The following is a 25,781-nucleotide window of genomic DNA, read 5'->3' as shown; positions in this document are numbered from 1 at the left end:
CGGCCCTGACACTCCGTCACGGGGCGGACCGGTACTCCACGGTCAGCAGCGCCCGCCCGAGCGCGTGCGCGGTGAGGTGGAAGCCGACCTGCGCGGCGGGGGTGTCGCGCACCACGCCCAGGCTCGGCACGTCCAGCGCGTGCACCACGAAGACGTAGCGGTGGGCCGGCCCGGGCGGCGGGGCCGCGCCGTCGTAGCGGTGGCCGGGGAAGTCGTTGCGGACGTGGAACGCGCCGCCGGGCAGCGCGTCGTCGGCGGAGCCCGCGCCGCGCGGCAGTTCCACGGTGTCGGCGGGCAGGTCGACGGCCAGCCAGTGCCACCAGCCGGCCGCGGTCGGCGCGTCCGGGTCGTAGCAGGTCACCGCGAAGCTCCGGGTCCCCGCGGGGAAGCCGGACCAGGCGAGCTGCGGCGAGAGGTTCCCGCCGCTGTGCACGTGTGCGTCCGGCATGGTCGCGCCGTCCACCAGGTCGGTGCTGGTCAGCTCGAACGCCGGCACCGGCGGCAGGAAGTCGTATGGCAGCGGGATGCGCGCGGTCATCGGACACCGTCCTCGTCAAAGGTGAAACGGGGGTACCCGCGGCAGTCTACGGAGCGTCAGCTCCCGTCCAGGGACGCCACCGCCGCGCCGAGCGCGGTGTCGGTGCGGCCCAGGTCGAAGACCACGTCGAAGTGGTTGCGCCCGCCGACCAGCAACTGGCGCACCGGCACTCCGGCGGCCCGCGCCGCCGCCGCGAACTCGCCCTGCTGCCGGCCGAACTCGCCGGTCTCGAACTCCCCGAGCGCGACCACCAGCGGGGGCAGCCCGGCCAGTTCGGCGTGCAGCGGGCTGAGCGCCCGCGCCCGTTCCGCGTCCAGCCCGAGCGGGTCGTTGACGTAGGTCAGCGCGATCGGCTCCAGGTCGTACACGCCGCTGAGCAGCGCCGCCCCGGCGATCCGGCCGCGCAGCCGCTCGTCCAGCAGCGCCCACGCCGCCAGGTGCGCGCCCGCCGAGCTGCCGCTCAGCACGATCCGCGAGGCGTCCACCCCGAGCTCCCCGGCGTGCTCCACCAGCCAGCGCACCGCCGCGACCACCTGCCCGACGATCTCCTCCAGCGACCAGCGCGGCGCCAGCCCGTACCCGACCGCCGCGTACGCGATGCCCCGTCGGACGAAGTCCGGCGCCGGGAAGACCGAGTCCTCCTTGCCCAGCTCCTGCCAGTAGCCGCCGTGCACGAACACGTGCAGCGGCGCGCCCGGCCCGGCCGGGAAGAAGTCGATCAGCTCCGGCTCGGCCGTCCCGTACCGCAGCTCGCGGCGCCCGGCCAGCTCCGCGTACGCCCGCTCGCTGCCCCGCGCGTACGCGGCCAGCTCGGCGCCGAAGTCGTCCACCCGGCTGCTCGGCGAGTACTCGCGGTCCAGTTCCCGCTGGTCGAACCCCCGGTAGACCGCCATCGCGCCCGCTCCCCTCACCCAACCAGGTATAGACCAATACAGGAGGCCGCGGTTAGCGTGGTCACTCCCCGTACTTCCTGCTCCGGAGTCGCCCCGTGGAGTCGTCCGTCCTCGCCTTCGCCACCGACCTGCTCGACGAAGGGGCCGACACCTTCTTCGGCAACCTTACCGACCGGGCCGGCGTCGGCGGCGTCACGCTGGCCTCGGTCTACCACGAGGCCAGGGACGTCTTCCCGCACAACCCGCACCGGGTGATCCGCTACCTCGAACCCGGCGCCGCCTACTTCCGGCCCGACCCGGCCCGCTGGGCCGGCCGCCGGCTCGCCCCGCTGCCCTCCAGCGCGATCGGCCGCCACGACCCGTTCGCCGAGGCCGCCGAGGAGACCCGCCGACGCGGCCTCAAGCTGCACGCCTGGACGGTCTTCTGCCACAACGACCGGCTCGGCTTCGCCCACCCCGACTGCGCCCCGGCCAACGCCTTCGGCGACCGCCACCTCACCGAGCTGTGCCCCGCCAACCCCGAGGTCCGGGAGTACTGCCACGGCCTGGTCGAGGAACTCGCCCGCTACGGCGTCGACGCGATCCGGGCCGAGTCCCTGCACTTCCACGGCCTGCGCCACGGCTACCACCACGAGCGCTACTTCGAGGAGCTCGGCCCGGTCACCGAGGCCCTCCTCTCGCTCTGCTTCTGCCCGCACTGCACGGCCGCCGCCACCGCCGCCGGCGTCCCCGCCGAGGACGTCCGCCACGCCGTCCGCACCGAACTGCGCGCGCGTCTCGCCGACGAGGACGCCGCGCTCGCCGCCACCCCGCTCGACCGGATCGCCAACGGCGCCCTCGCCGCCTACGTCGACGTCTCCGCCCGCACCGTCACCACCCTCACCGCCGAACTCGCCGCCACCGCCGCCGCCCACGGCATGCGCCTGACCTTCATGGACGGCGGCGGCCCCGGCACCGGCTGGCTCTCCGGCATCGACCTCCCCGCCCTGGCCGGCGCCGCCCACCAGATCGAGACCCTCGGCTACGCGAAGACCCCCGAAGCGGTCCGCGAGAAGGTCGCCGCGTTCGCCCTGCACGGCGTCCGCCCCGAGTCGATGGCCGTCATCCTCCGCCCGATGGCCTCCGACTGCGACGGCCCCGCCAACCTCGCCGCCAAGATCGCCACCCTGCGCGAACTCGGCGTCCCCGAGGTCGAGTTCTACAACTACGGCCTGATGCGCCTCAGCTCGCTGGACCGCATCGGCAAGGCGCTGGGCTGACCGCCGGCTACCGCCGCCGCTTCGCCGTCCCGAACAGGCTCCGGCTGATCTCCCGTCCCAGCTGCGTCCCCGCCGAGCGGGCGAAGGACTTCAGCGCGGAGCTGTTCAGCAGCGACCCCAGCAGCCCGTCCTCGTCCCGCTCCGCCTCCTCCCGCCGCACCGGCTCCGGCTCCCGCCCGGCCGGCTGCTCCGCCGCGGGCGCCTCCCGCGCGGCGAGCTTCTCGTACGCCGACTCCCGGTCGACCGCGTCCCGGTACTTCCCGTTCAGCGGCGACCGGGCCACCGCCGCCGCCAGCTCCCCCTCCGGCACCGGACCCATCAGCGACTGCGGCGCCCGCAGCCGGGTGGCCGCGACCGGGGTCGGCGCCCCCTTCTCGGAGAGCACCGTCACCACCGCCTCGCCGGTCCCCAGCCCGGTGAGCACCTCGGCCAGGTCGTACGAGGACTTCGGGAAGGTCGACACCGTCGCCTTCAGCGCCTTCGCGTCGTCCGGGGTGAACGCCCGCAGCGCGTGCTGCACCCGGTTGCCGAGCTGGGCCAGCACGTCGGCGGGGACGTCCTTCGGGGTCTGGGTGACGAAGAAGATGCCGACGCCCTTGGAGCGGATCAGCCGCACGGTCTGGGTGATCGCCTCCAGGAAGGCCTTCGAGGCGCCCTTGAACAGCAGGTGCGCCTCGTCGAAGAAGAACACCAGCTTCGGCCGGTCGAGGTCCCCGACCTCCGGCAGCTGCTGGTAGAGGTCGGCCAGCAGCCACATCAGGAAGGTGGAGAACAGCCGCGGCCGGTCCTGCACGGCGGGCAGCTCCAGCACCGACACCACCCCGCGCCCGTCGTCGGCGGTGCGCAGCAGGTCGGCGGTGTCGAACTCCGGCTCGCCGAAGAACGCGCCCGCGCCCTGGTTCTCCAGCACCGTCAGGGAACGCAGGATCACCCCGGCGGTGGCGGCGGAGAGTCCGCCGATGCCCTTCAGCTCGTCCTTGCCCTCGGGCGAGGTGAGGAAGCCGATCACCGCGCCGAGGTCCTTGAGGTCGTAGAGCTCCAGGCCGTTGCGGTCGGCGTAGGAGAAGACCAGCGAGAGCGAGGCCTCCTGGGTCTCGTTCAGCTCCAGCACCTTGGCCAGCAGCAGCGGTCCGAAGCTGGTGACGGTGGCTCGGATCGGGGTGCCGGTGCCGAGGCCGCCGAGTGCGTAGAACTCGGCCGGGCAGCCCGCGGCGGTCCACTCCTGCCCGACCTCGGCGGCCCGCGCGGTGAGCTTCGCACCGCCCTCACCGGGGGCGGAGATCCCGGAGACGTCGCCCTTGACGTCGGCGAGGAAGACCGGGACGCCCGCCGCGGAGAGTTGTTCGGCGATCAGCTGCAGCGTCTTGGTCTTGCCGGTGCCGGTCGCCCCGGCGACCAGCCCGTGCCGGTTGAGCACCCCGAGCGGGATGCGCACCTGGGCGTCGCGGTAGGCGGTCGCGCCCTGCAGCACCGCGCCGAGCCGCAGTGCCGGTCCGTCGAAGGCGTAGCCCGCGGCGATCTCGGCGACCGGCGCGGGCAGTTCGGCGGCGGCCCCGGCGGGGGCGGCGGCGGTCGCGGATTCGGCCCCGGCGGAGTTGGTGTCGGCGGTCATGTCCTCGGATCTCCCCGGACGGATCGGTGGAAAAGGCTGCTCTTCCCATCAAAACGCCCAGCTCCCGGCTTGCCCGGTCAACGCACCGCTTGTCCGGCTTGCTGCGCCCGCCGCGCCCCAAACGGTAGGCTTTCCGTGTGATCTTCAAGCGCATCGGCAACGGGCGGCCGTACCCCGACCACGGACGGACCAGCACCCGCCAGTGGGCGGACGTCGCGCCGCGTCCGGTGCGGCTCGACCAGTTGGTGACCACCAAGGGCCAGTTGGACCTGGAGACCCTCCTCGCCGAGGACTCCACGTTCTACGGCGACCTCTTCGCCCACGTGGTGAAGTGGCACGGCGACCTGTACCTGGAGGACGGACTGCACCGCGCGGTGCGGGCCGCGCTCCAGCAACGGCAGGTGCTGCACGCCCGCGTGCTGGAGATGGACTGAGGGTCCGTCACCCGCCCGGCGGCAACCGGCGGACCGTGTCGGTACGTCCTTTCGAGTGCCGTCGTACTCCGGATGATGATCATCCAGTACCTTCGGGGCCGTTGTCGGATTAATCTGCTGACTACGACGGTTCACGCAGCTCGCGCCGCACCGCGGTCACCGGCACCCCACCCTGGCACCTAGGGGGAGACAGACCATGAGCATGTTGACTCCCCGGGGATTGAAGGGGAAGCAGTACCGGGTCACCGGAAACGCCTATCCCCGGCTGGGGCGCCCGCCGCGCCGCGGCCGGAAGGTCGCCCTCGGCCTCGGCGGCGTCCTGACCCTCGCCCTGGTCTCGGTCGGCGGCGTCCAGCTGTACGACGTCTTCACCGGTCACGGCAGGCACGCCTCCGCGCAGGCCTGCGCCACTCCCAGCAACTCCGGCAAGCCGCTCGCCGCGCCGACGCCGGCGGGCTCAGGTTCGCCCGCCGCGAGCGCCCCGGCCTCGCCCGGCGCCCCGGCGCCGGCCGCCAGCAACACGGCCGTCCCGCAGCCGCAGGCGGTCACCGTGAACGTCTACAACGCCACCGGCAAGGCGGGCCTGGCCGCCCACACCGCCGACGAGCTCAAGAAGCGCGGCTTCACCGTCGGCAAGGTCGGCAACGCGCCCACCGCGCTGGACAAGAAGGTCCCCGGTACCGCCCAGGTGATCAGCGGTCCCGGCGGACTCGGCGCCGCCACCCTGCTGGTCTCCCAGGTCGCCACGGCCACCTCCACCGAGGACACCCGCGCCGACGCCAGCGTCGACCTGGTGATCGGCGACACCTTCAGCGCGCTCGCCGACCCCACCCAGGCCGCCGCCGCCCTCGCCGAACTCACCAAGCCGTCGCCCACCCCGGAGCCCGGCCACTGCTGAGCCGTCCGGCCCGTCCGACCCTGGTGTCCCGGCGCGGACAGCAGGAACCGCCCGCGGAGAGGAATCCTCTCCGCGGGCGGTTCTTCGTTCACCCGCGGTCAGCCGGCCGTGCCGTACAGCCGGTCGCCCGCGTCGCCGAGGCCCGGGACGATGTAGCCGTGCTCGTTGAGGCGCTGGTCGAGGGCCGCCGTCACCACGGTCACCGGCTGGCCGGCGAGCTCGCGCTCCATCAGCGCGACGCCCTCCGGCGCGGCCAGCAGCACGACCGCCGTGACGTCGGTGGCACCGCGCTCCAGCAGCATCCGGATCGCGGCGACCAGGGTGCCGCCGGTGGCGAGCATCGGGTCGAGCACGTAGACCTGCCGGCCGGACAGGTCGTCCGGCATCCGGGTCGCGTACGTGGAGGCCTCGAGGGTCTCCTCGTTGCGGACCATGCCGAGGAAGCCGACCTCGGCGGTGGGCAGCAGCCGGGTCATGCCGTCGAGCATGCCGAGGCCGGCCCGCAGGATCGGGACGACCAGCGGGCGCGGGTAGGAGAGCCGGGTGCCCATGGTGACGGCGACCGGGGTGGTGATCTCGACGGTCTCGGTGCGGACGTCCCTGGTCGCCTCGTACGCGAGCAGGGTGACCAGCTCGTCGGTGAGCCGACGGAAGGTCGGCGAGTCCGTGCGCTCGTCGCGCAGGGTGGACAGCTTGTGGGCGACCAGCGGGTGGTCGACGACGTGGAGACGCATGGGAACGACGATAACGGCCGTCGGCACGTGCGTACGACTCCGCACGGTCGCGCCGCGACCCGCCGCGGCCAGCTCGGCGGGCGGGAGGAATGACCGAAGAGCGCGCTTTCCTGTGGTATTGGACGGACGCATCTGGGAAAGTCGGAACCTATGAAGAGCAACCCGACGCGGGCGACCACCGCCGGCGCGGGCGGGTCCGGCTCGACAGACGAGGCCCGTCCGACGCCCCAGACAGCCGCCGAGACTGCCGCGGAACGGCGCAAGCGCCGGGCCGTCTTCCTGCGGGAGCTCGCCGAGGCCAGAGAGCTGCGCGCCCGGGTGCAGCCACGACGGACCAAGGAGCGCCGGCTGCGCGAGGCCCTGCGGATGCGCACCTTCCGGATCTGATCCTCCCGCTCCCGGCCGCCGTCCCCGACCGCGCGCCGCGGGCCGTCCCCGACCGCGCGCCGCGGCCTCCGGACGCCCCGCGCCCCCACCGCAGTTGCGCCCCGTGAGCCCCCGAACGCCCCCACCCGAACGGGTTTGAGCGCCGTGATCGACGCGCGCGGCGGCCGCAACCCGGCCATTCCGACACGACCTGCGAAGACGCGCTGCCGAACACCCCCCGCAGCGGCGGGCTTTCTGTCACGATGCCGTGGGGGCGGTCCGAACAGCGGACCGCCTGCTGGCGCGGGGGCGGCCGGACCGCACCCGCCCGAGATCGCCGACAGCCGAGACCAATCTTGGGAGTGTCCCTGGTGGCGTACTTCGCTGCAGTGCTTGCTCGCACCGGTGCCGGGTGGAACGTGAGCGAGACCGAACTCGACGACGTAGAGACCCTGGCCGACCTGACCGACCTGGCCCGCGAGGCGGCGGACGACGACGACACCGTGCTGGTCTTCATCGAGCAGGAGGACGCCTGGTTCGCCGTCCTGCGCATCGACGGTGAGGACGACCCGCGGATCTTCGTCTCCGACGCGGCGGCGGCGGCGCGCAGTTCGTACGGCTCGGTGCTCACCGACGAGCTGATCGAACAGGACGGGGAGGCCGACTTCGACGACCTGGACGGGCTGGTCGCCGAGCTCGACGAGGACGACGAGGCGGCCGCCGAGGCCGAGGACGAGGACGACGACGAGCCCGCGGGCGGTCGGGGCGGCGCCCCGGTCGGGCCGATCGGGGACTCCGAGCTGCTGACCGAGTTCGGCATGGCCGCCGCGGACCTGCTGGACCTGGCCGGCGAGGGCGCGGCGCCGGGCGACGCGCTGGGCGAGATCGCCGAGGCGCTGGGCTGCAGCGAAGTCCTGGAGGCCGTTCGGTAGCGGCGGGCCCGGTGTCCGACACTGGGTCCATGCAGCCCGTCCCCAGCTCGCCCCTCATCGTCGACGAACGGCCGCGGATCGCCCCGCTGCCCGCCCCCGAGCGCCCCGATCCGGTCCGCGACCGGTGGACCCGCCAGATGCGCCTCGCCATCGAGGAGGCCGCGCTGGCCACCGCCACCGGTGACGTCCCGGTCGGGGCGCTCGTCCTGGGTCCCGACGGCGAGCTGCTCGGCCGGGGCCGCAACGTCCGCGAGGCGGTGGGCGACCCCACCGGGCACGCCGAGGTGGTGGCGATCCGCGAGGCCGCCCGCGCCGTCGGGGAGTGGCGCCTCAGCGGCTGCACGCTGGTGGTCACCCTGGAGCCGTGCACGATGTGCGCCGGCGCGATCGTCCTCTCCCGGCTGGACCGCGTCGTCTACGGCGCCCTCGACCCGAAGGCCGGCGCGGCCGGGTCGCTGTTCGACGTCATCCGCGACAACCGCCTCAACCACCGCCCCGAGGTGGTCCCCGGCGTACTCGCCGACGACTGCACCGCCCAGCTGCGCGCCTTCTTCGACACCCAGCGCTGACCCCCGCGCCCCGAACTCCCCCCGATACGGATTTCGTCCCGCCCAGGCCCATCCGGTAGAGTTCCCCTCGGTAGCGTGTCCGAGCGGCCAAAGGAGCACGCCTCGAAAGCGTGTGTGGGGGCAACTCCACCGTGGGTTCGAATCCCACCGCTACCGCTCTCGATCGAAGGGCCCTGACTGAGCATCAGTCGGGGCCCTTCGGCGTTTCCGGGCGACGGGGTCGGCGGGTGGGGGTCTACGGGGCGTCAAACTGGATTGCCGGGGCGGCAGTTGAGGGATGATGCGGGCATGGGGAGTGTGCGCTGGCGGGTGGCGGTGTGGGGCGGGGCCGTGGTCTCGATGGCGGGGCTGGCGGTGTTCCTGTGGAGCGAGGGGCTGGAGCGGGCCAACCAGTGGGCGGGCGTGCTCGGGCTGTTCGCGGGGGTCGCGGGACTGGCGCTGACGGTCACCGGCGGCGTGCGCGGTCGCGGCGGCGGCCAGTCCGCGGACGGGACGGCGGCGGGCGGCTCGGTGCGCCTGGTGCGGGACGTGAAGGGCGACGTGGTGATCGTCCGCCCCTCGGCGGGCGGCCCGGTCCCGGAGGCGGCGGTACCGCCCGCCGAGGGCGGTGGTGACGGGCAGTCGGTGCGCGGGGTGCGCGCGGGCGGGGACGTCGACCTGGTGGACGGCGTGGACGGCTCGGTGCGCTTCGGCGAGCAGCCGTGAGCGGGGGCCTGTGGCGGCGGCTGTTCGGCGCCGAGGAGGCCGGCCGGACCACGCAGTCGGCGGACCACGCGCAGGTCGGCGGCGACGTCACGCAGATCGCGCACGCGGAGCGCGTGCAGATCACCGTCGGCCCGCCCGCGGCGCCGCCCGGCGACCCGGAGCAGGCCCGCCGCGGCTACGCGCTGCGCCTGCGCGAGCGCTACCAGCGGCTCGACCTGGAGGTGCTGACCCCGCTGTCGGAGCAGGACGAGCACCCGGCGGTGCACCTGCGCGAGGTGTTCGTGCCGCAGCTGGTGCGGGCCGACCCGCCGCCGGTGGAGCTGCCCCGGGAGCTGCTGCGGCGGCTCGCCGCGGAGGGCGAGCTGGACCGCCAGGAGCTGCCGCCCGGCGTGGAGCGGGAGACGGTGCGCCGGGTGCAGGAGGCGTACCGGCGGCGGCCCGCGGTGCCGGTGCTGCCGCTGCTGGCCGGCCCGGACGGGCACCGGGCGGTGCTGCTGGGCGACCCGGGTTCGGGGAAGTCGACGCTGGCGCGGTTCCTGTGCCTGGCGCTCACCGAGCCGCTGATCCGCCCGGGGGCGCCCGTCCCGGAGGAGGTCGCGGCGCTGGCCGGGCGGCTGCCGCTGATCGTGGAGCTGCGCCGGTACGCGGACGCGGAGTGGCGCGGTCGCACCTTCGAGGACTTCCTGGTCCACCTGTACGACACCGAGGGCCTGGGCCTGCCCGCGGAGCTGCTGCACCGTCAGCTGGAGGAGGACGCGGCCCGCACCCTGGTGCTCTTCGACGGCCTGGACGAGCTGTTCGACCCGCAGGTACGGGAGACCGCGAGCCGCCGGATCGCCGCGTTCGCGGCCCGCTACCCGCAGCTGCGGGTGGTGGTGACCTCGCGGGTGATCGGCTACCGGCGGGAGCCGCTGGACGGGGCGGGCTTCGGCCACTACATGCTGGAGGACCTGGACCTCGGCCAGATCGAGGAGTTCGCGGCCCGCTGGTACGGCAACGCCTGCCCGAACGACCCCGCGGAGGCGGCCCGGCTGCGCCGCCGGGCGATGGCGGCGATCCAGGCGTCGGCGCCGGTGCGGGAGCTGGCGGGCAACCCGCTGATCCTGACCATCCTGGCGATCATCGGCCGCCGCCGGGAGCTGCCGCGGGACCGGCGCACCGTGTACGAGCACGCGGTGGCGGTGCTGGTGGAGCACTGGGACCCGTCGAAGTACCTGCAGGACCGCCGGGTGGACGGCGGGATGCCGTACCTCGCCTCGGAGGACCGGCTGGAGCTGCTGCGGCTGGTGGCCCGGCGGATGCAGGAGGGCGGTGACGGCATCGCGGCCAACCACATCCCGGGCGCGGAGCTGCTGGCCTCCTTCGAGCAGTACCTGCGCGAGCGCTACGAGCTGCCCGCGGACCGGGCCGCGCCGGTGGCCCGGGCGATGCTGCAGCAGTTCCGGGAGCGCAACTTCATCCTCAGCCGGTTCGGCGGCGAGGTGTACGGCTTCGTGCACCGGGCGTTCCTGGAGTACCTGGCGGCCGCGGACATCGCCTACCGGTTCAACCGGGAGCGCTCGCTGACGGAGGCCCAGCTGCTGGACGGGGTGTTCGCCCGGCGCTGGCGGGACCCGGCCTGGCGCGAGGTGCTGCTCCTGCTGGCCGGGGAGCTGGACGAGCGCTTCGTCGGCGAGGCGGTCTCCCGGCTGCTGGCCGCCGCCCCGGCGCTGCCCAGCGCGCTCGGCGAGGCGCCGGACTGGCTGGTGCTGGCGGTGCGCTGCCTCGGCGAGGTGCGCAAGCTCGGCCTGGTGGCGGCGCAGAGCATCGCGGTGGTGGACGCCCTGGTGGCACTGTTCGAGTCGTACGCGGCGGAGGGCTCGACCTACCTGCTGGGCGACACGGTGGAGGCGCTGGACGGGCTGCGGCCGGTGCTGGCGGGACTCGGCCCGCACTGGGTGGGCCGGGAGCGGTTCCTGCGCTGGTACCTGGTGTACGGGCACCACGCGCAGTTGGAGTCGCCGACCCTGGCGGAGGTCGGCTCGCTCGCTGCGCGGCTGGCCTGCGCGCTGCAGCTGAACGATCCGCGCGGCCCGCTGGTGCTGCGTGCCTGGGCCGAGCACGGCTGGTCGGTGGCGCTGCGGGCGGCCGCGTTCGGCGCGCTGGCGGAGGGCTGGGCGGGCGACCCGGACACCGCGGCGTTCGTCCGGCTGCGGATCGAGCAGGACCCGGACCAGCTGACCCGGGAGGCCGCGATCGACGCGCTCGCCGAGGGCTGGGCGGGCGACGCGGAGAGCGCGGCGTTCCTGCACGAGCGGGTCGCCGCGGTGCGCGGCCGGAACCGGCTGAGCGAGATGCTGGCGCTCGGCAAGGGCTGGACGGACGAGGCGCCGGCCCAGGAGCTGTTGCGGGAGATCGCGGCGGCCGAGCCGCAGGCGGAGATCCGCGGGTTGGCGGTGTTGGCGCTCACCGTGAACGGCCGGATCGGCACCGAGTTGGCGGAGTTCCTGCGCGAGCGGGTGCGCGCCGACCCGGACCACACGGTGCGGGTGATGGCGCTGGGGGCGATCTGCCTGCAGCCCGCCGAGGACCCGCGCAACGCGCCGTTCCTGCGCGAGCTGGCCGAGTCGGACAAGGACCCGCAGGTGCGGGCGGCGGCGCTCGGCGGGCTGGCCCACGGCTGGGCGGGCGACGCGCAGGTGGCGGCGTACCTGTGCCGCCAGGTCGCCGCGGACCCCGACCCGATCGTGCGCCGCCGGACGCTGTCGGTGCTGGCCCGGCGCTGGGCGGGCGACCCGCAGGTCGCCGAGCACCTGCAGGGCTTCGCCGCGGCGGACCGGGTGCCGGACGTGCGGGCGTTCGCGCTGGCGCTGCTCAGCCAGGGCTGGGCGGGCGATCCGCGGGTGGCGCTGTTCCTGTTCGAGCGGGCCGCCGGGGACGGGCCCGGCCGGGCGCTGGCCACCCGCGAGCTGGCGGCGCACTTCGGCGCCGATCCGGAGCTGGACGCGTTCGTCCGCGAGCAGGCCGAGCACTCCCCCGACCCGGTGGTGCGCGGCGCGGTGCTCACCGCCCTGTCGAACCGTCAGGACCCGGGCGCGGCGGCCCGTTCGCTGTTCCTGGACCGGGCCGTCGCCGACCCCGACGCGTACACCCGCGACCTCGCGCTCAGCGCGGTGGTGCGGTGCTTCGACGGGGAGCCGCGGGCCGCCGCGCTGCTGCTGGAGCGGGCGGCGGGGCTGCGCGAGGCGGACGTGCGGTTGGCGGTGCTGCGGGCGCTGCTGGCGCACCGGTCGGAGGATCCGGCGGTGTGGGAGCTGCTGCGGGAGCGCGCGGTGGGCGACCGTTCGGCGCCGATCCGGGCGATCGCGCTGCACGCGCTGTCGCGCCGGCGGGGTGCCGGTCCCGGTGCCTGGGCGCTGCTGCGCGAGCGGGCCACCGCCGATCCGGACCCGCTGCCGCGCCGGGTGGCGCTGCGCGGGCTGGTCGGGGCGCCGGAGCGGGACGCGGTGGTGGAGCTGCTGCGCTGGCGGTCGGTGGAGGACGAGAGTCCGGAGGTGCGGGTGGCGGCGCTGCGCGGGCTGGCGTTCGGGCGGCCGGACGCGGCGACGGCGGTGCTGCTGGCGGCGCGGGCCGGGGCGGAGCGGGTCCCGCTCGCGGCGGCCGAGGCGGAGCGGCTGCTGGACCTGGTCCGGCCCGCCGGGGAGCCGCCGGCGCTGCCGCACTGAGCGGTCGGGCGGCCGGGGAACGGCGAACGGCCCCGCACTCCCGGGCGGTTACCACCGTCGCCGGGGAGTGCGGGGCCGTCTCGAACCTCGCGGTCCGTGGTGGGGGCAGCAGCTCCGGGGGACGAGCTGCTGCCCCGATCGGAGGTCCCACAACCGGTGCCGCGTTCGGGGGGAAGCCGCGGCGCCCGGTCCCACAGCGGGGACCTCCGGATCGCCGTACCGGAGATTCCTGCCAGATCCTCGGTACATCAACCATCCTGCCGCGCCAGGGGGGTGGCCACATCCGGAGAAAGCCCTGTGGGCGGGGGACCTTCGTCCCGCCGGGTGAACAAGGCCCTCACCCCTTGCGCCGTCCGGTGGATAAGCTGCCGGGTGGCAGGGCCGCTCGGGGAGAAGGCGGCGGCCCACATCAGGGAGGCGGCCCGTTCGATGGCTCAGGCGAAGAAGGTGGCCATGTGGGTCCTGGTCATCTTCGTCATCTACACGATCATCACCTCGCCGGTCCGCGCGGCCGAGCTGGTGCAGCAGGGCTTCATCGGGATCTCGGACGCGGCGAAGGCGGTCGGCGCTTTCATGACCGGACTGGTCCGCTAGTACCGTGGCGGGGTTCGTCCTTCGGGGGCGCCCTCCCGACGGGACGTGCCTCCCTCACCCGCGAGGAGCGGCATCGTGATCCGGCACCTGGTCCTGTTCAAGCTCAACTCCGGCGTCGCCCAGGACGACCCGCGGGCGGTCGCCGGCGCGGAGGCGTTCGCCGGGCTCGGCGCGCTGATCCCCGAGCTGCGCGAGTGGGAGTGCGGCTGGAACACCACCGACCGTGACATCGCCTACGACTTCGCGATCAACAGCCTGGTCGAGGACCGCGACGCGCTGGCCGCGTACCTGGGCCACCCGGCGCACCAGGCCGCCGCCGGGCAGTGGCGCGAGTTCGCCACCTGGGTGATCGCGGACATCGAGGTCTGAGCACACATCGCACACGCACGACCCCGACGACCCCCGGCCTCCGCGCGAGGCCGGGGGTCGTCACGCACTGCGCCGAATGCTGGACGCCCCGTCAACACGCCTCCGCCCGGTGCTTGCCCGGTAGTGGAGCGACTTGTGATGCTATGACCGGTTTTGCCGGAAATTTTGGCGAGGTGATTCGACGAGGGAGGGGTGACGTGTCCGTGCGGACGCAGGACAGTGCGCCGGAGGACCGGCTCGAGGACGTGCCGGACCCCGCCGAGCTGGCCGCGCGCCGCTCCGGCGGGCGGGGCGCGATGGACGTCCGCACCCTGACCCGGGTGCTCTTCGAGCGGCTCGCCGAACTCCCGCCCGACGCCCCGGAACGGGCCCGGGTCCGCTCCGCGCTGATCGAGATCAACATCCCGCTGGTGCGCTACGCCGCGACCCGCTTCCGCAGCCGCAGCGAACCGATGGAGGACATCGTCCAGGTCGGCACCATCGGCCTGATCAACGCCATCGACCGCTTCGACCCCACCCGCGGCGTCCAGTTCCCCACCTACGCGCTGCCCACCATCCTCGGCGAGATCAAGCGCTACTTCCGCGACAACGTCCGCACCATGCACGTCCCGCGCCGCCTGCAGGAGCTCTGGGTCCAGGTCAGCGGCGCCATGGAGGAGCTGACGGTCACTCACGGCCGGGTCCCCAAGGTCCCCGAGATCGCCGCCAACCTGCGCATCCCCGAGGAGGACGTCCGGGCCTGCCTGGACGCCGGCCGCGCCTACAACGCCGCCTCCCTGGAGGCCGCCCAGGAGCACGAGGGCGGCCTCGCCCTGCTCGACCGGCTCGGCTACGAGGACTCCGCCCTCACCGACGTCGAGCACCGCGACATGGTCCGCCACCTGCTGGTCCAGCTCCCCGAGCGGGAGCGGCGGATCATCATGCTCCGGTTCTTCGCCAACCTGACGCAGTCGCAGATCTCCACCGAGCTCGGCATGTCCCAGATGCACGTCTCCCGGCTGCTCTCCCGCATCCTCACCCGGCTGCGCACCGGCAACTCCTGGGAGGAGTGACCCCGGCCCGCGTCGCGGCGCGTTACCGCCTCGTGACGACTCGCGACGTTCGGGTTTGCCGGGGCCGGTGTGCCGGTATTGACCTTTCAGACAGCGCCAGTCGGGAACCACCGTGCGGTGGTGACCGTTGGACGGACAGTCACGAGGGGGTGGGCGCGTGTCCGCAGAACCGGGCAGTGCGGTCGTCGAGGCCGTCGTCGTACAAATCCCGGCCCAGGCCGGACCCGTCGAGGTCCCGGACCGGGCCCTGGACACACGGACGCTCTCCCGCGCCCTGTTCCGCAGACTCGCCGCGCTCGACGCCGGCAGCGCGGAGCACGCCTACGTCCGCGACACCCTGATCGAGCTCAACCTGCCGCTGGTCCGGTACGCCTCCGCGCGCTTCCGCAGCCGCAACGAGCCGATGGAGGACATCGTCCAGGTCGGCACGATCGGCCTGATCAAGGCGATCGACCGCTTCGACCCCGAGCGCGGCGTCGAGTTCCCGACCTTCGCCATGCCCACCGTGGTCGGCGAGATCAAGCGCTTCTTCCGCGACACCAGCTGGTCGGTCCGGGTCCCGCGCCGCCTGCAGGAACTCCGCCTCGCCCTCACCAAGGCCGGCGACGAGCTCTCCCAGCGGCTCGACCGCTCCCCCACCGTCCCCGAACTCGCCGTCTACCTCGGCGTCTCCGAGGACGACGTGGTCGAGGGCCTCGCGGTCGGCAACGCCTACACCGCGAGCTCCCTCGACTCCACCCCCAGCGAGGACGACGGCGGCGACGGCCCGCTCGCCGAACGCCTCGGCTACGAGGACCTCGCCCTCGAAGGCGTCGAGTACCGCGAGTCCCTCAAGCCCCTGCTCGCCAAGCTCCCGCCCCGCGAGCGCCGGATCATCATGCTCCGCTTCTTCGGCAACCTGACCCAGTCCCAGATCGGCGAGGAGATCGGCATCTCCCAGATGCACGTCTCCCGGCTCCTGACCAAGACCCTGGCCCAACTGAGGGAGGGCCTGACCGCGGAGGGCTAGAACGGCTGTCCGTCCGGGAGGCCTCCATGCGCCCGGGCCTCGCCGCGCCCCGGAACCCGACCGCCGCGAACCCCCGCCGTTCCCCGGGCCCCTAGATGGTGCAAGTGGCCCTGAGCTTGGACAGGGTGCCTTCGTCGAGCCCCAGGCCGTCGTGCCAGAAGTGCTCGAAGGTGGGCCAACCGGCCGTGAGCTCCTCGAAGGCGGCGTCGAGGTAGGCGGCCTCCGCGCGGGCCAGCGGTCGCAGGACCGCCTCCGTGCGGGCGATCAGGTGCGCGGCGCGGTCGTTGGTGAGGAGGTAGTCCGCCAGGACGGCCTCGCGGGGGACGCCGAGGGCGGTGAGCAGGAGCGCGGCGGTCCAGCCGGTGCGGTCCTTGCCGGCGGTGCAGTGGAACAGGACGGGGCCGCCGTCCGCGTCGGCGATCAGCCGCAGGACCGCGGCGAACCGGCTGCGGGCGCCGGCGTCGGTGACGAACCAGCGGTACATCGCGGTCATCATCGCGGTGGCCCGGCCACCCCCGAGCGCCTCCTGCTTGGCCCGCTCGTCGCCGCCCGCCAGGGCACGTCGCAGGGTGACGTACAGATCGAAGTCCGCCGCGAACACCGGCAGGTGATGCAGCGTCGGCCCGAACCCGTCCAGGGCCGGGACGGTGAGGGCGGCGTTGGCGTCGACGGGCAGCACGGCGACCGGGAGGCCGGGTATCAGGTCGGGGCCGTGGTGGCGGACCTCGTCGAGGCTGCGCAGGTCGACCACGTGCCGCAGGCCGAGGCCGCCGAGCAGCTCCCGGTCGCGGTCGCCGAGCCGGCTGAGCGCCTCGGTGCGCAGCAGCGCGCCGGGGCGGACGGTGCGGCCGTCGGCGGTGCGGTAGCCGCCGAGGTCGCGGGCGTTGGCGGCGGCGGCCAGGCCGAGACTGCGGGCGGTCTCGGTGGAGGGCGCGGTCACGGGGCCTCCTCGCGGGGAGCGGTCGGTCCCGGCCAGTGTAGGCACGCCACGGTGCGGGACCGCCCGGGTGGGCCGGCGGTCCCGCGCGGGCCGGGTGTTACTTGACGGCCAGCCAGATCACGGCGGCCACGACCGCCAGGGCGACCAGGGCGCCGATGACGATCACCGGGGTGCGGTTCGGGGACGAGTTGCCGTAGGTGGTGACGGTGCCCGGGGCCTGCGCGGCCGGGGCCTCGTCGACGAACGCCCGGAACATCTGGGTCGAGCCGGCGGGGTCGTAGTCGTTGTCAGCCATGGACGGGACTCTAGCCAACCCGGGGTGCCCGCCGACACCCCGGACCCGGTCCGCGTCCGGGTCTGCACCGAGCCCTCACCTCGGGTGACGGCGGGATGAACGCCACGCCCGGGCGGAATCAAGCCGGACCCGAACGGGTTGTGGCGTCTCATGACGACCAGTGACGCCCCACGGGTGACCCTCGGCCCCTCCGACCTCGCGGTCTCCCCGCTCGCCCTCGGCGGCAACGTGTTCGGCTGGACGGCCGACCGGGACCGGTCCTTCGCCGTGCTGGACGCGTACACCGCGGCCGGCGGCAACTTCATCGACACCGCCGACGTCTACTCCGCGTGGGCGCCGGGCAACTCCGGCGGCGAGTCGGAGACGGTGATCGGCGAGTGGCTGCGCAGCCGCGGCAACCGCGAGCAGGTGGTGATCGCCACCAAGGTCGGCATGCTGGCCGGCCTGGACGACCTGAAGGCCGCGACCCTCAAGCGCGGCGCCGAGCAGTCGCTGCGCCGCCTCGGCGTGGAGCGGATCGACCTCTTCTACACCCACCGGGACGACCTCGACACGCCCGTCGAGGAGATCGTCACGGCGCTGGACGAGCTGGTCCGCGAGGGCAAGGTGCGGGAGGTCGCCGCCTCCAACATCGGCCCGGAGCGGCTCGCCGCCTCGCTCGCCTTCGCCGCCCGCGAGGGCCTGGCCCGGTACGTGGCGGTGCAGCCGCACTACAACCTGGTCTCCCGCGACACCTACGAGGGCGCGCTCGCGGACGTGGCGGCCGAGCACGGGCTGTCCGCCGTCCCGTACTTCGCGCTCGCCTCCGGCTTCCTGACCGGCAAGTACCGGCCGGGCGCGGTGGTGGACAGCGTCCGGGCGCAGGGCGCGGGCCGCCACCTGGACGATCCGCGCGGCCTGCGGGTGCTCGCCGCGCTGGACACCGTGGCGCTGGCGCACGGCGTCGAGGTGGCCACCGTGGCGCTGGCCTGGCTGGCCGCGCAGCCGACCGTCGCCGCGCCGCTGGCCAGCGCCCGCACCGTCGAGCAGCTGCCGCCGCTGCTGGCCGCGGCCGGTCTGGTGCTGACCGAGTCGGAGCTGAAGCTGCTCAGCGAGGCGTCCGCCTGACGCTCCGTCGGGAACGCAAAACGGCGCCCTCCCGCACGAGCGGGAGGGCGCCGTCGGCTCCGCCCGTCAGGGGCGGCCGAAGAAGTCCGGGTAGTAGCCGCTGTTCAGGCGGGAGATCCGGACGTTCTTGCCGGGGCGCGGGGCCTCCACGTACGTCCCGTCGCCGAGGTAGATCGCGACGTGGTGGATGCCGGAAGCCCGGCCGTTGTTCGACCAGAAGACCAGGTCACCGCGCTGGAGCTGCCCCGAGCTGATCGGGGTGGTGGCCCGGTACTGGTCGTCGGCGACCCGCGGGGTGGAGATCCCGGCCCGGCGGTACGCCTGCTGGACCAGGCCCGAGCAGTCGAAGCCGTCCGGGCCGTTGCCGCCCCACACGTACGGCTTGCCGACCTGCGCCAGCGCGTAGGAGACCGCGGCCTCGTACCCGCTGGACGCCGCGGGGGCCCGGGTCCGGCCGCCCGTGTCGCCGGTGCGCTGGAGGTAGACGTCGTAGTGGCTGGTGTAGCGCCACTCGCCGGCCGCGTTCTTGAACCAGTACACCGAACCGTCCCAGCCCTGGCGGATCCCGCCGGACGAGGAGGACGGCGCGGCGGGCTGCGGCGCGGACTTCGACTGGGCGGCGGACTGGCCGGTGCGGGAGAGGTAGACGTCGTACCACTTGGTGTAGCGCCATTCCCCGGCGGCGTTCTTGAACCAGTACACCGAGCCGTCCCAGCCGGGGCCGCTCGGCGCGGGCATCGCGTGCGCGGTGCCCGCCCCGAGGCCGAGCCCGGCGATGCCCGCACCCGCCAGCACCGTCGTGGCCAGGCAGGTCGACCGGACGAGGCGGTCTATTCGGCCCGCCCGTTCGGTCGCGCCGGACCCGGCGGTCCGGCGCACCGGACGGGCGCAGTACGCGCACCGGCAGGCTGACGCGCCGTCGGACTCGGCGAAGGCCGGCAGCGGGGCGTCGGACCAGTCCGGCAGGTCGGCGGGGTCGGTGGATATCGAGGCGAGCGCGGTCGTCACGCGGGTTTCCCTTCCTTGCGGTGCGGCCGGGCGGCCGGGGCGGGCACCGAGGCGGTGACCCCGGCCGGGGCGACGAACGCGACCAGCAGCTGCTCCATCAGGGCGCTGCGCGCGCTGTCGTCCAACTCGTGGGCGGTGGCCCGCTCCAGGCGGCGCACCGCGAGCGCGGCGGCCTCCACCGCGTCGTCCACCAGCACGGTCCGCAGACCGGCGTCCAGGTCGGCGAGCCGGCGGCGGCGCATCGACTCGGAGACCTCCGGCGCGTAGTCCAGCGCCAGCGGCTGCACCGAGTACACCTCGATACCGGTCGGCGCGGTCTCCGCGGCCAGCGCCCGGGTCAGCTCCTCGGCGAACCACTGGCCGTCGCGCAGGGCCGGGCCGGGCGCGGAGTCGGAGTCGCAGGGCAGAACGGAGGCGGTCCGGGTGAGAACGGCCTGCACCTGCTCGCGCAGATACGTTTCGTGCTCGGCGATCCCCAGGGTGGCCCGCGCGGTGTCCTTCACCCGCCACACGATCAGCAGCCGCACCACCAGCGGGGTGCCGGCCCGGTCGGTGACGTGCACCGGCTCGCTGCGCCAGTGCCGCAGCCGCACGTCCACCCGGCGACGGCGCAGCAGCGGGTTCACCCACAGCAGGCCGGTCCGCCGGACGGTGCCCCGGTAGCGGCCCCAGCGGGTCAGCACCCGGGTCTCGCCGCCGGGGTTGGTCAGCAGGCCCGCCAGCGCCACCAGCATCACCGCGCCGATCGCGCTGACCGCCGTGATCACCCGGTCGGTGACCTCCATCTGCCCGCTCGCCCGGACGGTGTCGCTGCGCACGTCCGGCAGGGCGGCCAGGTTCGGGATGACGCCCGCGCGGGTCAGCACCAGCACCACGCCGGTCGCGCCGAGCAGCAGCACCAGCAGCGGCAGCCACCCGGGTAGGGCGAACGCGCGCCGCTCGCGCAGCGACTGGTCGGCCCGCGGCGGGCGCCGGTGCGCGGCGGCCTCGCCCGCCGTCGGATGCGCCGACTCCCCGGCGCCGCGCTCCGCCCGCCGGCCGACCGCGCGCAGGCCGCCGCTCACCCCCGGCTCGGGGATCGGCTTCTCGGCGAAGGCCTTCGCGGGGACGGCCGCCTCGGGGAGGGCCAGGTCGGCGCGTGCCAGGTCGGGGACGGCGTTGTCGGCCGAGGTGACGGGGAGCTGCTGCGTGGCGGCTTCCAGTTCGTCCTCGGCCTGGGCGGCGGTCCTGATCAGCGGCTTGGTGACCGCCTTCGCCACCGCCTTGGTCAGTTGGGTCGCACCGGCGGGGAGCTCGGGTGCGGCGGGAGGCCAGGAGTTGGGTCGCGACGACGAGTCGCGGGTGACGTCCATGCACGGGTCCTAAGGGTCAGAGTGGCGCGCAACGGGCGGCCCGGATCTGACGGGCAGTGCCACGCTCAGGTTAGGTTGATAAGTCATCAAATGCGACATTTGGTCAGCGATGTGTCGATGCGTCGACTACCACCTCGACGGCGCGGCCCGCCCACTCCCACCTGCGGGAACGAGCGGGCCGAGGGTGCCGCGGAGCTCATCCGACGCCCCGTCAGCGACGCCGGGTACCACTCCCCCGGCCGAACACCCGGCGGGTCAACAGCCCCATCGCCGCCAGCATCAGCAGCACCCCGCAGGCCACCCCCCGCCAGCCGGTGGCCGCCTCCCGGTGGGCCGCCACCGCCGTGTCCGGCGGCGGCGCTGCCGGGGTGCGCGACCGCGCCTCGTCCGCCGCCTCCGCATCCCGGTACTGCCGGTCCGGATCGGCGGGCATCGCCGTCGCGGTGGTCTTCGGCTCGGACGGCATCTTCCCGGCGGCGACCGGCGATCCCGGGCCTGACGGAACGACAGAAGCCGAGGCAGAGGCGGCCACAGACCCGGCGGCGACCGGTGACAGCGACGTTGACGGTGACGTTGACGGGAGCGCGGAGCGGGGCGCACCGGGCGACGCCGAGGCCGCACCCACGACCGGCACCTGACCGGCGGCGGAGGGAGCGCCAGCGGACGGAGCCCTGCCGGCGGCGAGCGCGGAGGCAGCCGCCATCGTGGACGCCTCCGATGCCGAGGAGCCGGGCACGGGGGCCCCCGACGCGGCAGCGCCCGCGCTCGAACTCCCGGATGGCGAAGCACCCGTGGCCGAGCCGCCTGCCGACACTCCGACACCCGGACCGGCCGTGCTCGGGCCTCCGGACGGCGAGGCACCCGCGCCGGAGCTACCCACACCGGCGCCGCCCGCCGACCCGCCGGTGCCCTGACCGGCCGTGCTCGGGCTCCCGGTCGGCGAACCGTCTGCCGGAGCGCTGGCACCCGGCCCGCCCGGAGGTGCGATCGGTACCGCCGGTGCGGCGGCCGAGGCACTCGGGGCGGTCTGGGCCGACGGTGCGGCGGAGCCCGACGGGCTTGCGGCAGCACTGCTCTGACCCGGAGTCGGGCCGAACACCGGCGGCACCACGATCGGGAAGAGCCCCGGTGGCAGCGGCACCGGCGGGTCGAACACCGGCAGCGTCGAGCCGGACGGCGACGGCGCCGGAGCACCCGACGGCGAGCCGGACGGCAGGGCCGAGTCCGAGGGCATGGGCGAGACCGCTGTGGCGGACGGGCTACTTGACGCCACGTCGGCAGCCGAGGCCGAGGCCGAAGCTGAAGCCGACGGCGTACCCGGAAGCGCCCCACCGGCGCTCGCCGAGGCCGACCCGCTCGGCGTCCCGACCGCACTCGGCGAGGCAGCAGCCGAACTCGACCCCGACGCAGACCCAGACGCCGACGCAGACGGCGACGGCGACGCGGTCGGTGCCGGGGTGCCCGGCGCAGCCGCGACGCGGACGGGGACGGGGTCGCCCGGGGTGCCGTTGCCGGCGGGGTCGGTGGCGGTGGGGAGGAGCGTGAGGTCGCCGGGCGGGAGGTCGCGGGTGGCGGTGCAGCTCCAGGTGCCGTCGGCGGCGGTGAGCGCGCTGCACAGCGTGAACCGGGCGGCGTCGTTCTTGGCGGCGGCGGTGACGGTGACGGTGACGGTGGAGCCGGGTTCGGCGCGGCCGGCGAGCCGGGGACGCGCGGAGTGCAGGAGTTCGCCCGATGCGGGGGCGGTGAGGGTGGGTTTGTCGGGCGCGGTGGTGTCGATGGTGAGGCCGGCGGGCTTGCCGTCCACCCGGTTGCCGGCGCCGTCGACCGCGATCGGGGTGAGCTGGTAGCGGCCGTCGGGGAGGTTCTCGACGGGGAGGCAGGACCAGCTGCCGTCGGCGGCCACCGCGGTGGAGCAGAGTTCGCCGGGAGCGCGTCCGGGGGTGCTCGAGGTGACGGTGACCGTGACGGTGGAGCCGGGCTCGCCGAGGCCGGTGACCAGGAGCCCGGGGTCGTTGGTGTACGCGGGCAGGGTGAGCTGCGGGGCGGTGGGCGGCGCGGTCTTGACGGTCAGTCGGATCGGATCGCCGCGCAGCACCATGCCGCTGCGGGTGGTCTCCACCGGGACCAGGGTGTGCGCGCCCTCGCCGAGCGGGTGGTCGGGGCGGCAGGCCCAGGTGCCGTCGTTGCCGGCCCGGGCGGTGCACAGGGTGGCGTCGCCCTCCCGGACGGCGACGCTCGCCCCGGGGACGGCGCCCTCGCCCCGGAACTCGGGCCGGTTGTCGGCGGTGACGGTGCCGGGGACCGGCAGCGAGATCTCCGGCTGGGCGGCGCCGACCGAGAAGGAGACCTTCTGGTCGACGACCTGTCCGGAGTCGGCGAAGCCGCCGGAGCCGACGAGTTGGGCGCCGCCGCGGGCGAGCCGCAGCCGGGCCCAGGTCTCGCCGCCGGCCGCGCCGGACGGCACCTGCCACTCCAACGCGGCGGTGCTCGCGCCGGCGGGCACGTCGGTCTGCACCCGTTCCGCCGCGTCGAAGCGGCCGTTGTGGTCGAAGTCGATCCAGCCGGCCAGCACGGCCGCACCGGAGCCGGGGCTGACCGGCACGTCCAGGTGGTAGTAGCGGCCGACGGCGGCTTCGGTCGGGAAGCGCAGCGAGGGGTCGGCGCCCTGGTACTCGGTGCGGCCGGGCTGGAGCTGCGGTGGGGCGGGGTTGGACCAGGGGCTGCGCCGGCTCTGCCCGCCGTCGAGTTCCACGCTGGGGCCGACCGGTCCGGCGTCCGGCGGGGGCGGCGCCGGGGCGGGGGGCGGTCCGGGCAGCAGCGGCCGGCTGACGCTCTGGGTCAGGCCGGGCCGGTTGCGGGTGGCGGCGGGCACGGCGTCCTGGCCGAGGAACAGGTCGGAGACCAGGTGGGAGGCGTTGCCGTAGCCCTGCGGTGCGGTGCCCAGGCCCTCGTCGAGGGTGACGGTGTACGCCTGGCGCAGTGCGGCGGGGGCGGTGGTCGAGCCGCTCCGGGCGGTGGAGCGCTGCTCGACCCGGAAGGAGACGGTGGTGAAGGTACCGGCCAGTTCCAGCGTGCCGGTGCCGTCGGCGGAGCCGTCCTGGGTGCCGTCGCCGACGGGGGCGAGCTCGCCGGCGCCGACCGTCCAGCCGTTCCAGCCGGTGCGGCCGACCAGGGTGGGGGCGGACGGGCTGCCGCCGGTGACGGTCAGTCGGGTCGCGGTGCCGGTGCTGCCGTCCTTGCCGGTGGCCAGCCCCGCCAGGCCGCTGACGTGCAGTCGGGGGTTGCGCACCGGGCGGGTGAAGGTGAGCTGGAGGGTGCCGAGGGTGTGCCAGGAGCCGTCGGTGCCGGGGCGGCGCTCGGCGACCAGGAAGGTCTCCGCCGGGTCGCCGGGGCGGATGCCGTCCGTGTAGGCGCTGCCCCCGCCCGCGCGTTCGGCGAGCTTCCCGGGCGCGGTCGTGGCGGTGACCCCGGGTGCGGCGGCGAAGTCCAGCTGGATGCCCAGCCCGGAGGGCAGCACGGCGCGCCGCTCGGCGGACCAGCCGTCCGGGGTCTGCTGCCCGCCCGCGAGCGGGGTGTTCAGGCCCACCAGCAGGCCGGTGGCGATCAGTACGGCGCTGCCGCGGGGGAACTGTCGGCACATCCGGCTCTCCTCTCGGTGTCGTCCGCCACGTCGCGGTCGGGATGTCATTCCTGGCATTCATGACGATCCGACAAAAGGGAATCACGATCGGGTTTCGGTCATACCGCGACACCTGGCCATTCCGTCCGAACCACCCGATTGGTGGCCACTCCGCCGGCAGTATCCGGATACCCTCCCGATGCACCGCCAACTCACTCAAACACGCATCAACCGGGCAGCTCCTGACGGTTCTTGACCGTTCATCAGACTGCCATGTTCGAATTAGTGCGTTTATCAGTAGAGTCGGCGGGCGTGACGATTGATTCCGCTCTCGTCAAGGCCGGCTTCGCCGCCGTTGAGCCCCACGGCACCGAGGTCACCGCCTACTTCTACCGGCATCTGTTCGAACACCATCCGGCTGTCCGGCCGCTCTTCGCCGACCACCTCGACGAGCAGCAGGACCGGCTGTGGGCCGCCCTCCGCACCCTGGTCACCACGCTCGACGACACCGACGCCGTGGTCGCCGTGCTGCAGGGCCTGGGCCGCCGGCACGCCGGGTACGGCGCACTGCCCGACCACTTCCCGGCCGTCGGCGGCAGCCTGCTCGCCACCCTGGCGCACTACGCGGGCGACAGCTGGACCCCGGAGGTCGAAGCCGCCTGGACCGCCCTCTACGGCGTCATCACCGAGGTCATGAGCGGGTCGCTGACCGAAGCCGCCGCGGGCTGAGCTGCCCTGGTGGCCTTCGACCCCGCGGTCGTCCGCGACAGCTTCGCCGTCGTCGAGCGCCCCGCCGATCAACTGACCAGGTTCTTCTACGCCCACCTGTTCACCCCGAGCACTACCCCGCCGTGGGCGCCAGCCTGATCGCCGCACTCAAGCACTTCTCCGGCCACCACTGGTCACCCGAGATCGAGAAGGCCTGGGTGGAGGCGTACACCGTCATCTCCCAGGCGATGATCGACGCCGCCGCGGCCGTCCCCGCCGACACCCCGCGCTGGTGGAACGCCGAGGTGCTGGAGCGCCGCCGGGCCGCCCCCGACCTCGCGGTGCTCACCCTGCGGCCCGACCGGCCGTACCCGTTCACCGCCGGCCAGTACCTGACCGCCTGCTCCGACCGGCACGCCCAGGTCTGGCGGCCGTACTCGATCGCCTGCGCGCCGCGCCCCGACCACACCCTGGAGCTGCACGTCCGCCGGATCCCCGGCGGGCCGCTCTCCGGCGCGCTGGTCAACGACGTGGTGCCCGGCGAGCACGTCCGGCGGCCGGCCCGCCACCGTCTTCGTCGCCGCCCGACCTGGCCGCCGCCGTGACCGCCCAACTCCTCGACCAGCGCGCCGATCCCGCCCTCATCAAGCACGATCCGGCGACCGGCAGCTTCAACCGGAGCCGCCCGCTCACCCCCGCCGAGTGGTTCCTCGACGAACGCGACGTGCCCTGGATCAACCGCACCGAACTCGGCTGACCGGGCCGCGGGAACGACGAAGGCCCCGGGTGGGAACCGATGGCGTCCCGTGGAGTGGTGTAGCAGGGATCTTGGCGTAACCCCTGGTCATGAAGGATCCATCGCGTAACTCTCCGAGTAGGAAGGCTCGTTGAGTGAGAGGTGCGCGATGGCCTTGTCCCAGTCTGACCTACTCCGCCTCATGGAGTCACTGCGTTCGGCGGACGGAATCGAGTTGATCAGGGTCCTCGCGCAGCGGATGCTGCAGGAGCTGATCGAGGCCGAAGCGACCGCCCGGATCGGCGCCGAGCCGGGCGAGCGCACCGAGGCCCGCACCACCTGGCGCAA

Annotated in this window: 27 protein-coding genes and 1 tRNA gene; 19 read left to right on the top strand and 9 right to left on the bottom strand. The window is 74.5% G+C overall.

Annotated elements, in window-relative coordinates:
- Nucleotides 1-16: 16 nt before the first annotated feature.
- Entirely contained in the window at nt 17-538 is a 522-nt protein-coding gene (locus ACWD4U_RS06385) for a YbhB/YbcL family Raf kinase inhibitor-like protein (RefSeq protein WP_363459727.1), read from the bottom strand.
- 56 nt (nt 539-594) lie between these two features.
- The gene (locus tag ACWD4U_RS06380) at nt 595-1,431 is read right to left on the bottom strand and encodes an alpha/beta hydrolase (RefSeq protein WP_363459728.1); all 837 of its coding nucleotides are present in this window, start codon (nt 1,429-1,431) and stop codon (nt 595-597) included.
- Between the two features lie 95 nt (nt 1,432-1,526).
- Here ACWD4U_RS06380 and ACWD4U_RS06375 point away from each other — a divergent pair, with 95 nt between their 5' ends.
- A complete protein-coding gene (locus ACWD4U_RS06375) occupies nt 1,527-2,690 on the top strand; it encodes a hypothetical protein (RefSeq protein ID WP_363459729.1) in 1,164 nt (387 codons plus the stop codon).
- A gap of 7 nt (nt 2,691-2,697) precedes the next feature.
- Here the strand turns inward: ACWD4U_RS06375 and ACWD4U_RS06370 are convergent, their stop codons facing one another.
- Nucleotides 2,698-4,302, bottom strand: coding sequence for a helicase HerA-like domain-containing protein (locus ACWD4U_RS06370; RefSeq protein WP_363459730.1), 1,605 nt, complete (start codon nt 4,300-4,302; stop codon nt 2,698-2,700).
- 137 nt (nt 4,303-4,439) lie between these two features.
- Between ACWD4U_RS06370 and ACWD4U_RS06365 the strand changes: the two genes are divergently transcribed.
- Both ACWD4U_RS06365 and ACWD4U_RS06360 read left to right on the top strand, forming a co-directional pair.
- Nucleotides 4,440-4,736: a type II toxin-antitoxin system VapB family antitoxin gene (locus tag ACWD4U_RS06365; protein ID WP_030273186.1), complete on the top strand. Its 297-nt coding sequence runs from the start codon at nt 4,440-4,442 to the stop codon at nt 4,734-4,736.
- Nucleotides 4,737-4,932: 196 nt separating this feature from the next.
- Entirely contained in the window at nt 4,933-5,634 is a 702-nt protein-coding gene (locus tag ACWD4U_RS06360; protein ID WP_363459731.1) for a LytR C-terminal domain-containing protein, read from the top strand.
- 98 nt (nt 5,635-5,732) lie between these two features.
- Here ACWD4U_RS06360 and upp read toward each other — a convergent pair whose 3' ends face one another.
- A complete protein-coding gene (upp, locus tag ACWD4U_RS06355; protein WP_363459732.1) occupies nt 5,733-6,368 on the bottom strand; it encodes a uracil phosphoribosyltransferase in 636 nt (211 codons plus the stop codon).
- A gap of 150 nt (nt 6,369-6,518) precedes the next feature.
- On the opposite strand from upp, the gene ACWD4U_RS06350 reads away from it, so the two are divergent.
- From ACWD4U_RS06350 to ACWD4U_RS06305, 10 genes are all read left to right on the top strand, one after another.
- Nucleotides 6,519-6,755, top strand: a complete 237-nt coding sequence (locus ACWD4U_RS06350) for a hypothetical protein (RefSeq protein ID WP_363459733.1) — start codon at nt 6,519-6,521, stop codon at nt 6,753-6,755.
- A 350-nt stretch (nt 6,756-7,105) separates the two neighbouring features.
- Complete coding sequence (locus tag ACWD4U_RS06345; RefSeq protein WP_363459734.1) at nt 7,106-7,666, top strand: tRNA adenosine deaminase-associated protein; 561 nt, start codon at nt 7,106-7,108, stop codon at nt 7,664-7,666.
- Between the two features lie 29 nt (nt 7,667-7,695).
- Nucleotides 7,696-8,235: a nucleoside deaminase gene (locus ACWD4U_RS06340; RefSeq protein ID WP_449787122.1), complete on the top strand. Its 540-nt coding sequence runs from the start codon at nt 7,696-7,698 to the stop codon at nt 8,233-8,235.
- 69 nt (nt 8,236-8,304) lie between these two features.
- Nucleotides 8,305-8,391: transfer RNA gene (locus ACWD4U_RS06335), tRNA-Ser, on the top strand.
- A 132-nt stretch (nt 8,392-8,523) separates the two neighbouring features.
- Nucleotides 8,524-8,940, top strand: coding sequence for a hypothetical protein (locus ACWD4U_RS06330; RefSeq protein WP_363459735.1), 417 nt, complete (start codon nt 8,524-8,526; stop codon nt 8,938-8,940).
- Entirely contained in the window at nt 8,937-12,644 is a 3,708-nt protein-coding gene (locus tag ACWD4U_RS06325) for a HEAT repeat domain-containing protein (protein ID WP_363459736.1), read from the top strand. Before ACWD4U_RS06330 ends, ACWD4U_RS06325 begins: the two co-directional genes overlap by 4 nt.
- A gap of 429 nt (nt 12,645-13,073) precedes the next feature.
- Nucleotides 13,074-13,238: a hypothetical protein gene (locus ACWD4U_RS06320; protein WP_363459737.1), complete on the top strand. Its 165-nt coding sequence runs from the start codon at nt 13,074-13,076 to the stop codon at nt 13,236-13,238.
- A 75-nt stretch (nt 13,239-13,313) separates the two neighbouring features.
- Nucleotides 13,314-13,607 (top strand): Dabb family protein, encoded by a 294-nt coding sequence (locus ACWD4U_RS06315; RefSeq protein ID WP_363459738.1) that lies wholly within the window; start codon nt 13,314-13,316, stop codon nt 13,605-13,607.
- 197 nt (nt 13,608-13,804) lie between these two features.
- Nucleotides 13,805-14,659: an RNA polymerase sigma factor SigF gene (locus ACWD4U_RS06310; protein WP_449787121.1), complete on the top strand. Its 855-nt coding sequence runs from the start codon at nt 13,805-13,807 to the stop codon at nt 14,657-14,659.
- 157 nt (nt 14,660-14,816) lie between these two features.
- On the top strand, nt 14,817-15,668 hold the full coding sequence (locus ACWD4U_RS06305; RefSeq protein ID WP_449787120.1) for an RNA polymerase sigma factor SigF: 852 nt from the start codon (nt 14,817-14,819) through the stop codon (nt 15,666-15,668).
- 91 nt (nt 15,669-15,759) lie between these two features.
- Here the strand turns inward: ACWD4U_RS06305 and ACWD4U_RS06300 are convergent, their stop codons facing one another.
- Nucleotides 15,760-16,608, bottom strand: coding sequence for a tyrosine-protein phosphatase (locus ACWD4U_RS06300; RefSeq protein ID WP_363459739.1), 849 nt, complete (start codon nt 16,606-16,608; stop codon nt 15,760-15,762).
- Nucleotides 16,609-16,705: 97 nt separating this feature from the next.
- Entirely contained in the window at nt 16,706-16,903 is a 198-nt protein-coding gene (locus ACWD4U_RS06295) for a hypothetical protein (RefSeq protein ID WP_363459740.1), read from the bottom strand.
- A 150-nt stretch (nt 16,904-17,053) separates the two neighbouring features.
- Between ACWD4U_RS06295 and ACWD4U_RS06290 the strand changes: the two genes are divergently transcribed.
- Nucleotides 17,054-18,010, top strand: a complete 957-nt coding sequence (locus ACWD4U_RS06290) for an aldo/keto reductase (protein ID WP_363459741.1) — start codon at nt 17,054-17,056, stop codon at nt 18,008-18,010.
- Between the two features lie 66 nt (nt 18,011-18,076).
- Here the strand turns inward: ACWD4U_RS06290 and ACWD4U_RS06285 are convergent, their stop codons facing one another.
- The 3 genes from ACWD4U_RS06285 to ACWD4U_RS06275 all read right to left on the bottom strand — a co-directional run bounded on the left by ACWD4U_RS06285 (nt 18,077) and on the right by ACWD4U_RS06275 (nt 24,010).
- A complete protein-coding gene (locus tag ACWD4U_RS06285; protein ID WP_363459742.1) occupies nt 18,077-19,018 on the bottom strand; it encodes a C40 family peptidase in 942 nt (313 codons plus the stop codon).
- Nucleotides 19,015-20,370, bottom strand: coding sequence for an SPFH domain-containing protein (locus tag ACWD4U_RS06280; protein ID WP_363459743.1), 1,356 nt, complete (start codon nt 20,368-20,370; stop codon nt 19,015-19,017). Before ACWD4U_RS06280 ends, ACWD4U_RS06285 begins: the two co-directional genes overlap by 4 nt.
- A gap of 211 nt (nt 20,371-20,581) precedes the next feature.
- Nucleotides 20,582-24,010 (bottom strand): Ig-like domain-containing protein, encoded by a 3,429-nt coding sequence (locus tag ACWD4U_RS06275; RefSeq protein ID WP_363459744.1) that lies wholly within the window; start codon nt 24,008-24,010, stop codon nt 20,582-20,584.
- 291 nt (nt 24,011-24,301) lie between these two features.
- Here ACWD4U_RS06275 and ACWD4U_RS06270 point away from each other — a divergent pair, with 291 nt between their 5' ends.
- From ACWD4U_RS06270 to ACWD4U_RS06250, 5 genes are all read left to right on the top strand, one after another.
- Nucleotides 24,302-24,718, top strand: a complete 417-nt coding sequence (locus ACWD4U_RS06270; protein WP_363459745.1) for a globin family protein — start codon at nt 24,302-24,304, stop codon at nt 24,716-24,718.
- Nucleotides 24,719-24,727: 9 nt separating this feature from the next.
- Nucleotides 24,728-24,856 carry a hypothetical protein gene (locus tag ACWD4U_RS06265; RefSeq protein ID WP_363459746.1) on the top strand — a complete coding sequence of 43 codons (129 nt, stop codon included), beginning with the start codon at nt 24,728-24,730 and terminating at the stop codon, nt 24,854-24,856.
- A complete protein-coding gene (locus ACWD4U_RS06260) occupies nt 24,841-25,302 on the top strand; it encodes an FAD-binding oxidoreductase (protein WP_363459747.1) in 462 nt (153 codons plus the stop codon). The genes ACWD4U_RS06265 and ACWD4U_RS06260 overlap by 16 nt, the downstream gene beginning before the upstream one ends.
- Entirely contained in the window at nt 25,299-25,454 is a 156-nt protein-coding gene (locus tag ACWD4U_RS06255; RefSeq protein ID WP_363459748.1) for a hypothetical protein, read from the top strand. Before ACWD4U_RS06260 ends, ACWD4U_RS06255 begins: the two co-directional genes overlap by 4 nt.
- A gap of 148 nt (nt 25,455-25,602) precedes the next feature.
- Nucleotides 25,603-25,781: transposase (locus ACWD4U_RS06250; protein WP_449787129.1), on the top strand; the 179-nt coding region annotated here is incomplete at its 3' end.

The organism is Kitasatospora sp. NPDC002522 (genome assembly GCF_053595195.1).
Note: the sequence above shows the minus strand (reverse complement) of the source record. Positions and strands in the feature narration are given on the sequence as shown.

What these genes read in the sequence shown, in the direction of transcription:
- ACWD4U_RS06385 (WP_363459727.1), bottom strand. Translation starts at nt 538, where the DNA reads ATGACCGCGCGCATCCCGCTGCCATACGACTTCCTGCCGCCGGTGCCG.
- ACWD4U_RS06380 (WP_363459728.1), bottom strand. Translation starts at nt 1,431, where the DNA reads ATGGCGGTCTACCGGGGGTTCGACCAGCGGGAACTGGACCGCGAGTAC.
- ACWD4U_RS06370 (WP_363459730.1), bottom strand. Translation starts at nt 4,302, where the DNA reads ATGACCGCCGACACCAACTCCGCCGGGGCCGAATCCGCGACCGCCGCC.
- ACWD4U_RS06360 (WP_363459731.1), top strand. Translation starts at nt 4,933, where the DNA reads ATGAGCATGTTGACTCCCCGGGGATTGAAGGGGAAGCAGTACCGGGTC.
- upp (WP_363459732.1), bottom strand. Translation starts at nt 6,368, where the DNA reads ATGCGTCTCCACGTCGTCGACCACCCGCTGGTCGCCCACAAGCTGTCC.
- ACWD4U_RS06350 (WP_363459733.1), top strand. Translation starts at nt 6,519, where the DNA reads ATGAAGAGCAACCCGACGCGGGCGACCACCGCCGGCGCGGGCGGGTCC.
- ACWD4U_RS06340 (WP_449787122.1), top strand. Translation starts at nt 7,696, where the DNA reads ATGCAGCCCGTCCCCAGCTCGCCCCTCATCGTCGACGAACGGCCGCGG.
- ACWD4U_RS06330 (WP_363459735.1), top strand. Translation starts at nt 8,524, where the DNA reads ATGGGGAGTGTGCGCTGGCGGGTGGCGGTGTGGGGCGGGGCCGTGGTC.
- ACWD4U_RS06320 (WP_363459737.1), top strand. Translation starts at nt 13,074, where the DNA reads ATGGCTCAGGCGAAGAAGGTGGCCATGTGGGTCCTGGTCATCTTCGTC.
- ACWD4U_RS06295 (WP_363459740.1), bottom strand. Translation starts at nt 16,903, where the DNA reads ATGGCTGACAACGACTACGACCCCGCCGGCTCGACCCAGATGTTCCGG.
- ACWD4U_RS06290 (WP_363459741.1), top strand. Translation starts at nt 17,054, where the DNA reads ATGACGACCAGTGACGCCCCACGGGTGACCCTCGGCCCCTCCGACCTC.
- ACWD4U_RS06280 (WP_363459743.1), bottom strand. Translation starts at nt 20,370, where the DNA reads ATGGACGTCACCCGCGACTCGTCGTCGCGACCCAACTCCTGGCCTCCC.
- ACWD4U_RS06275 (WP_363459744.1), bottom strand. Translation starts at nt 24,010, where the DNA reads ATGTGCCGACAGTTCCCCCGCGGCAGCGCCGTACTGATCGCCACCGGC.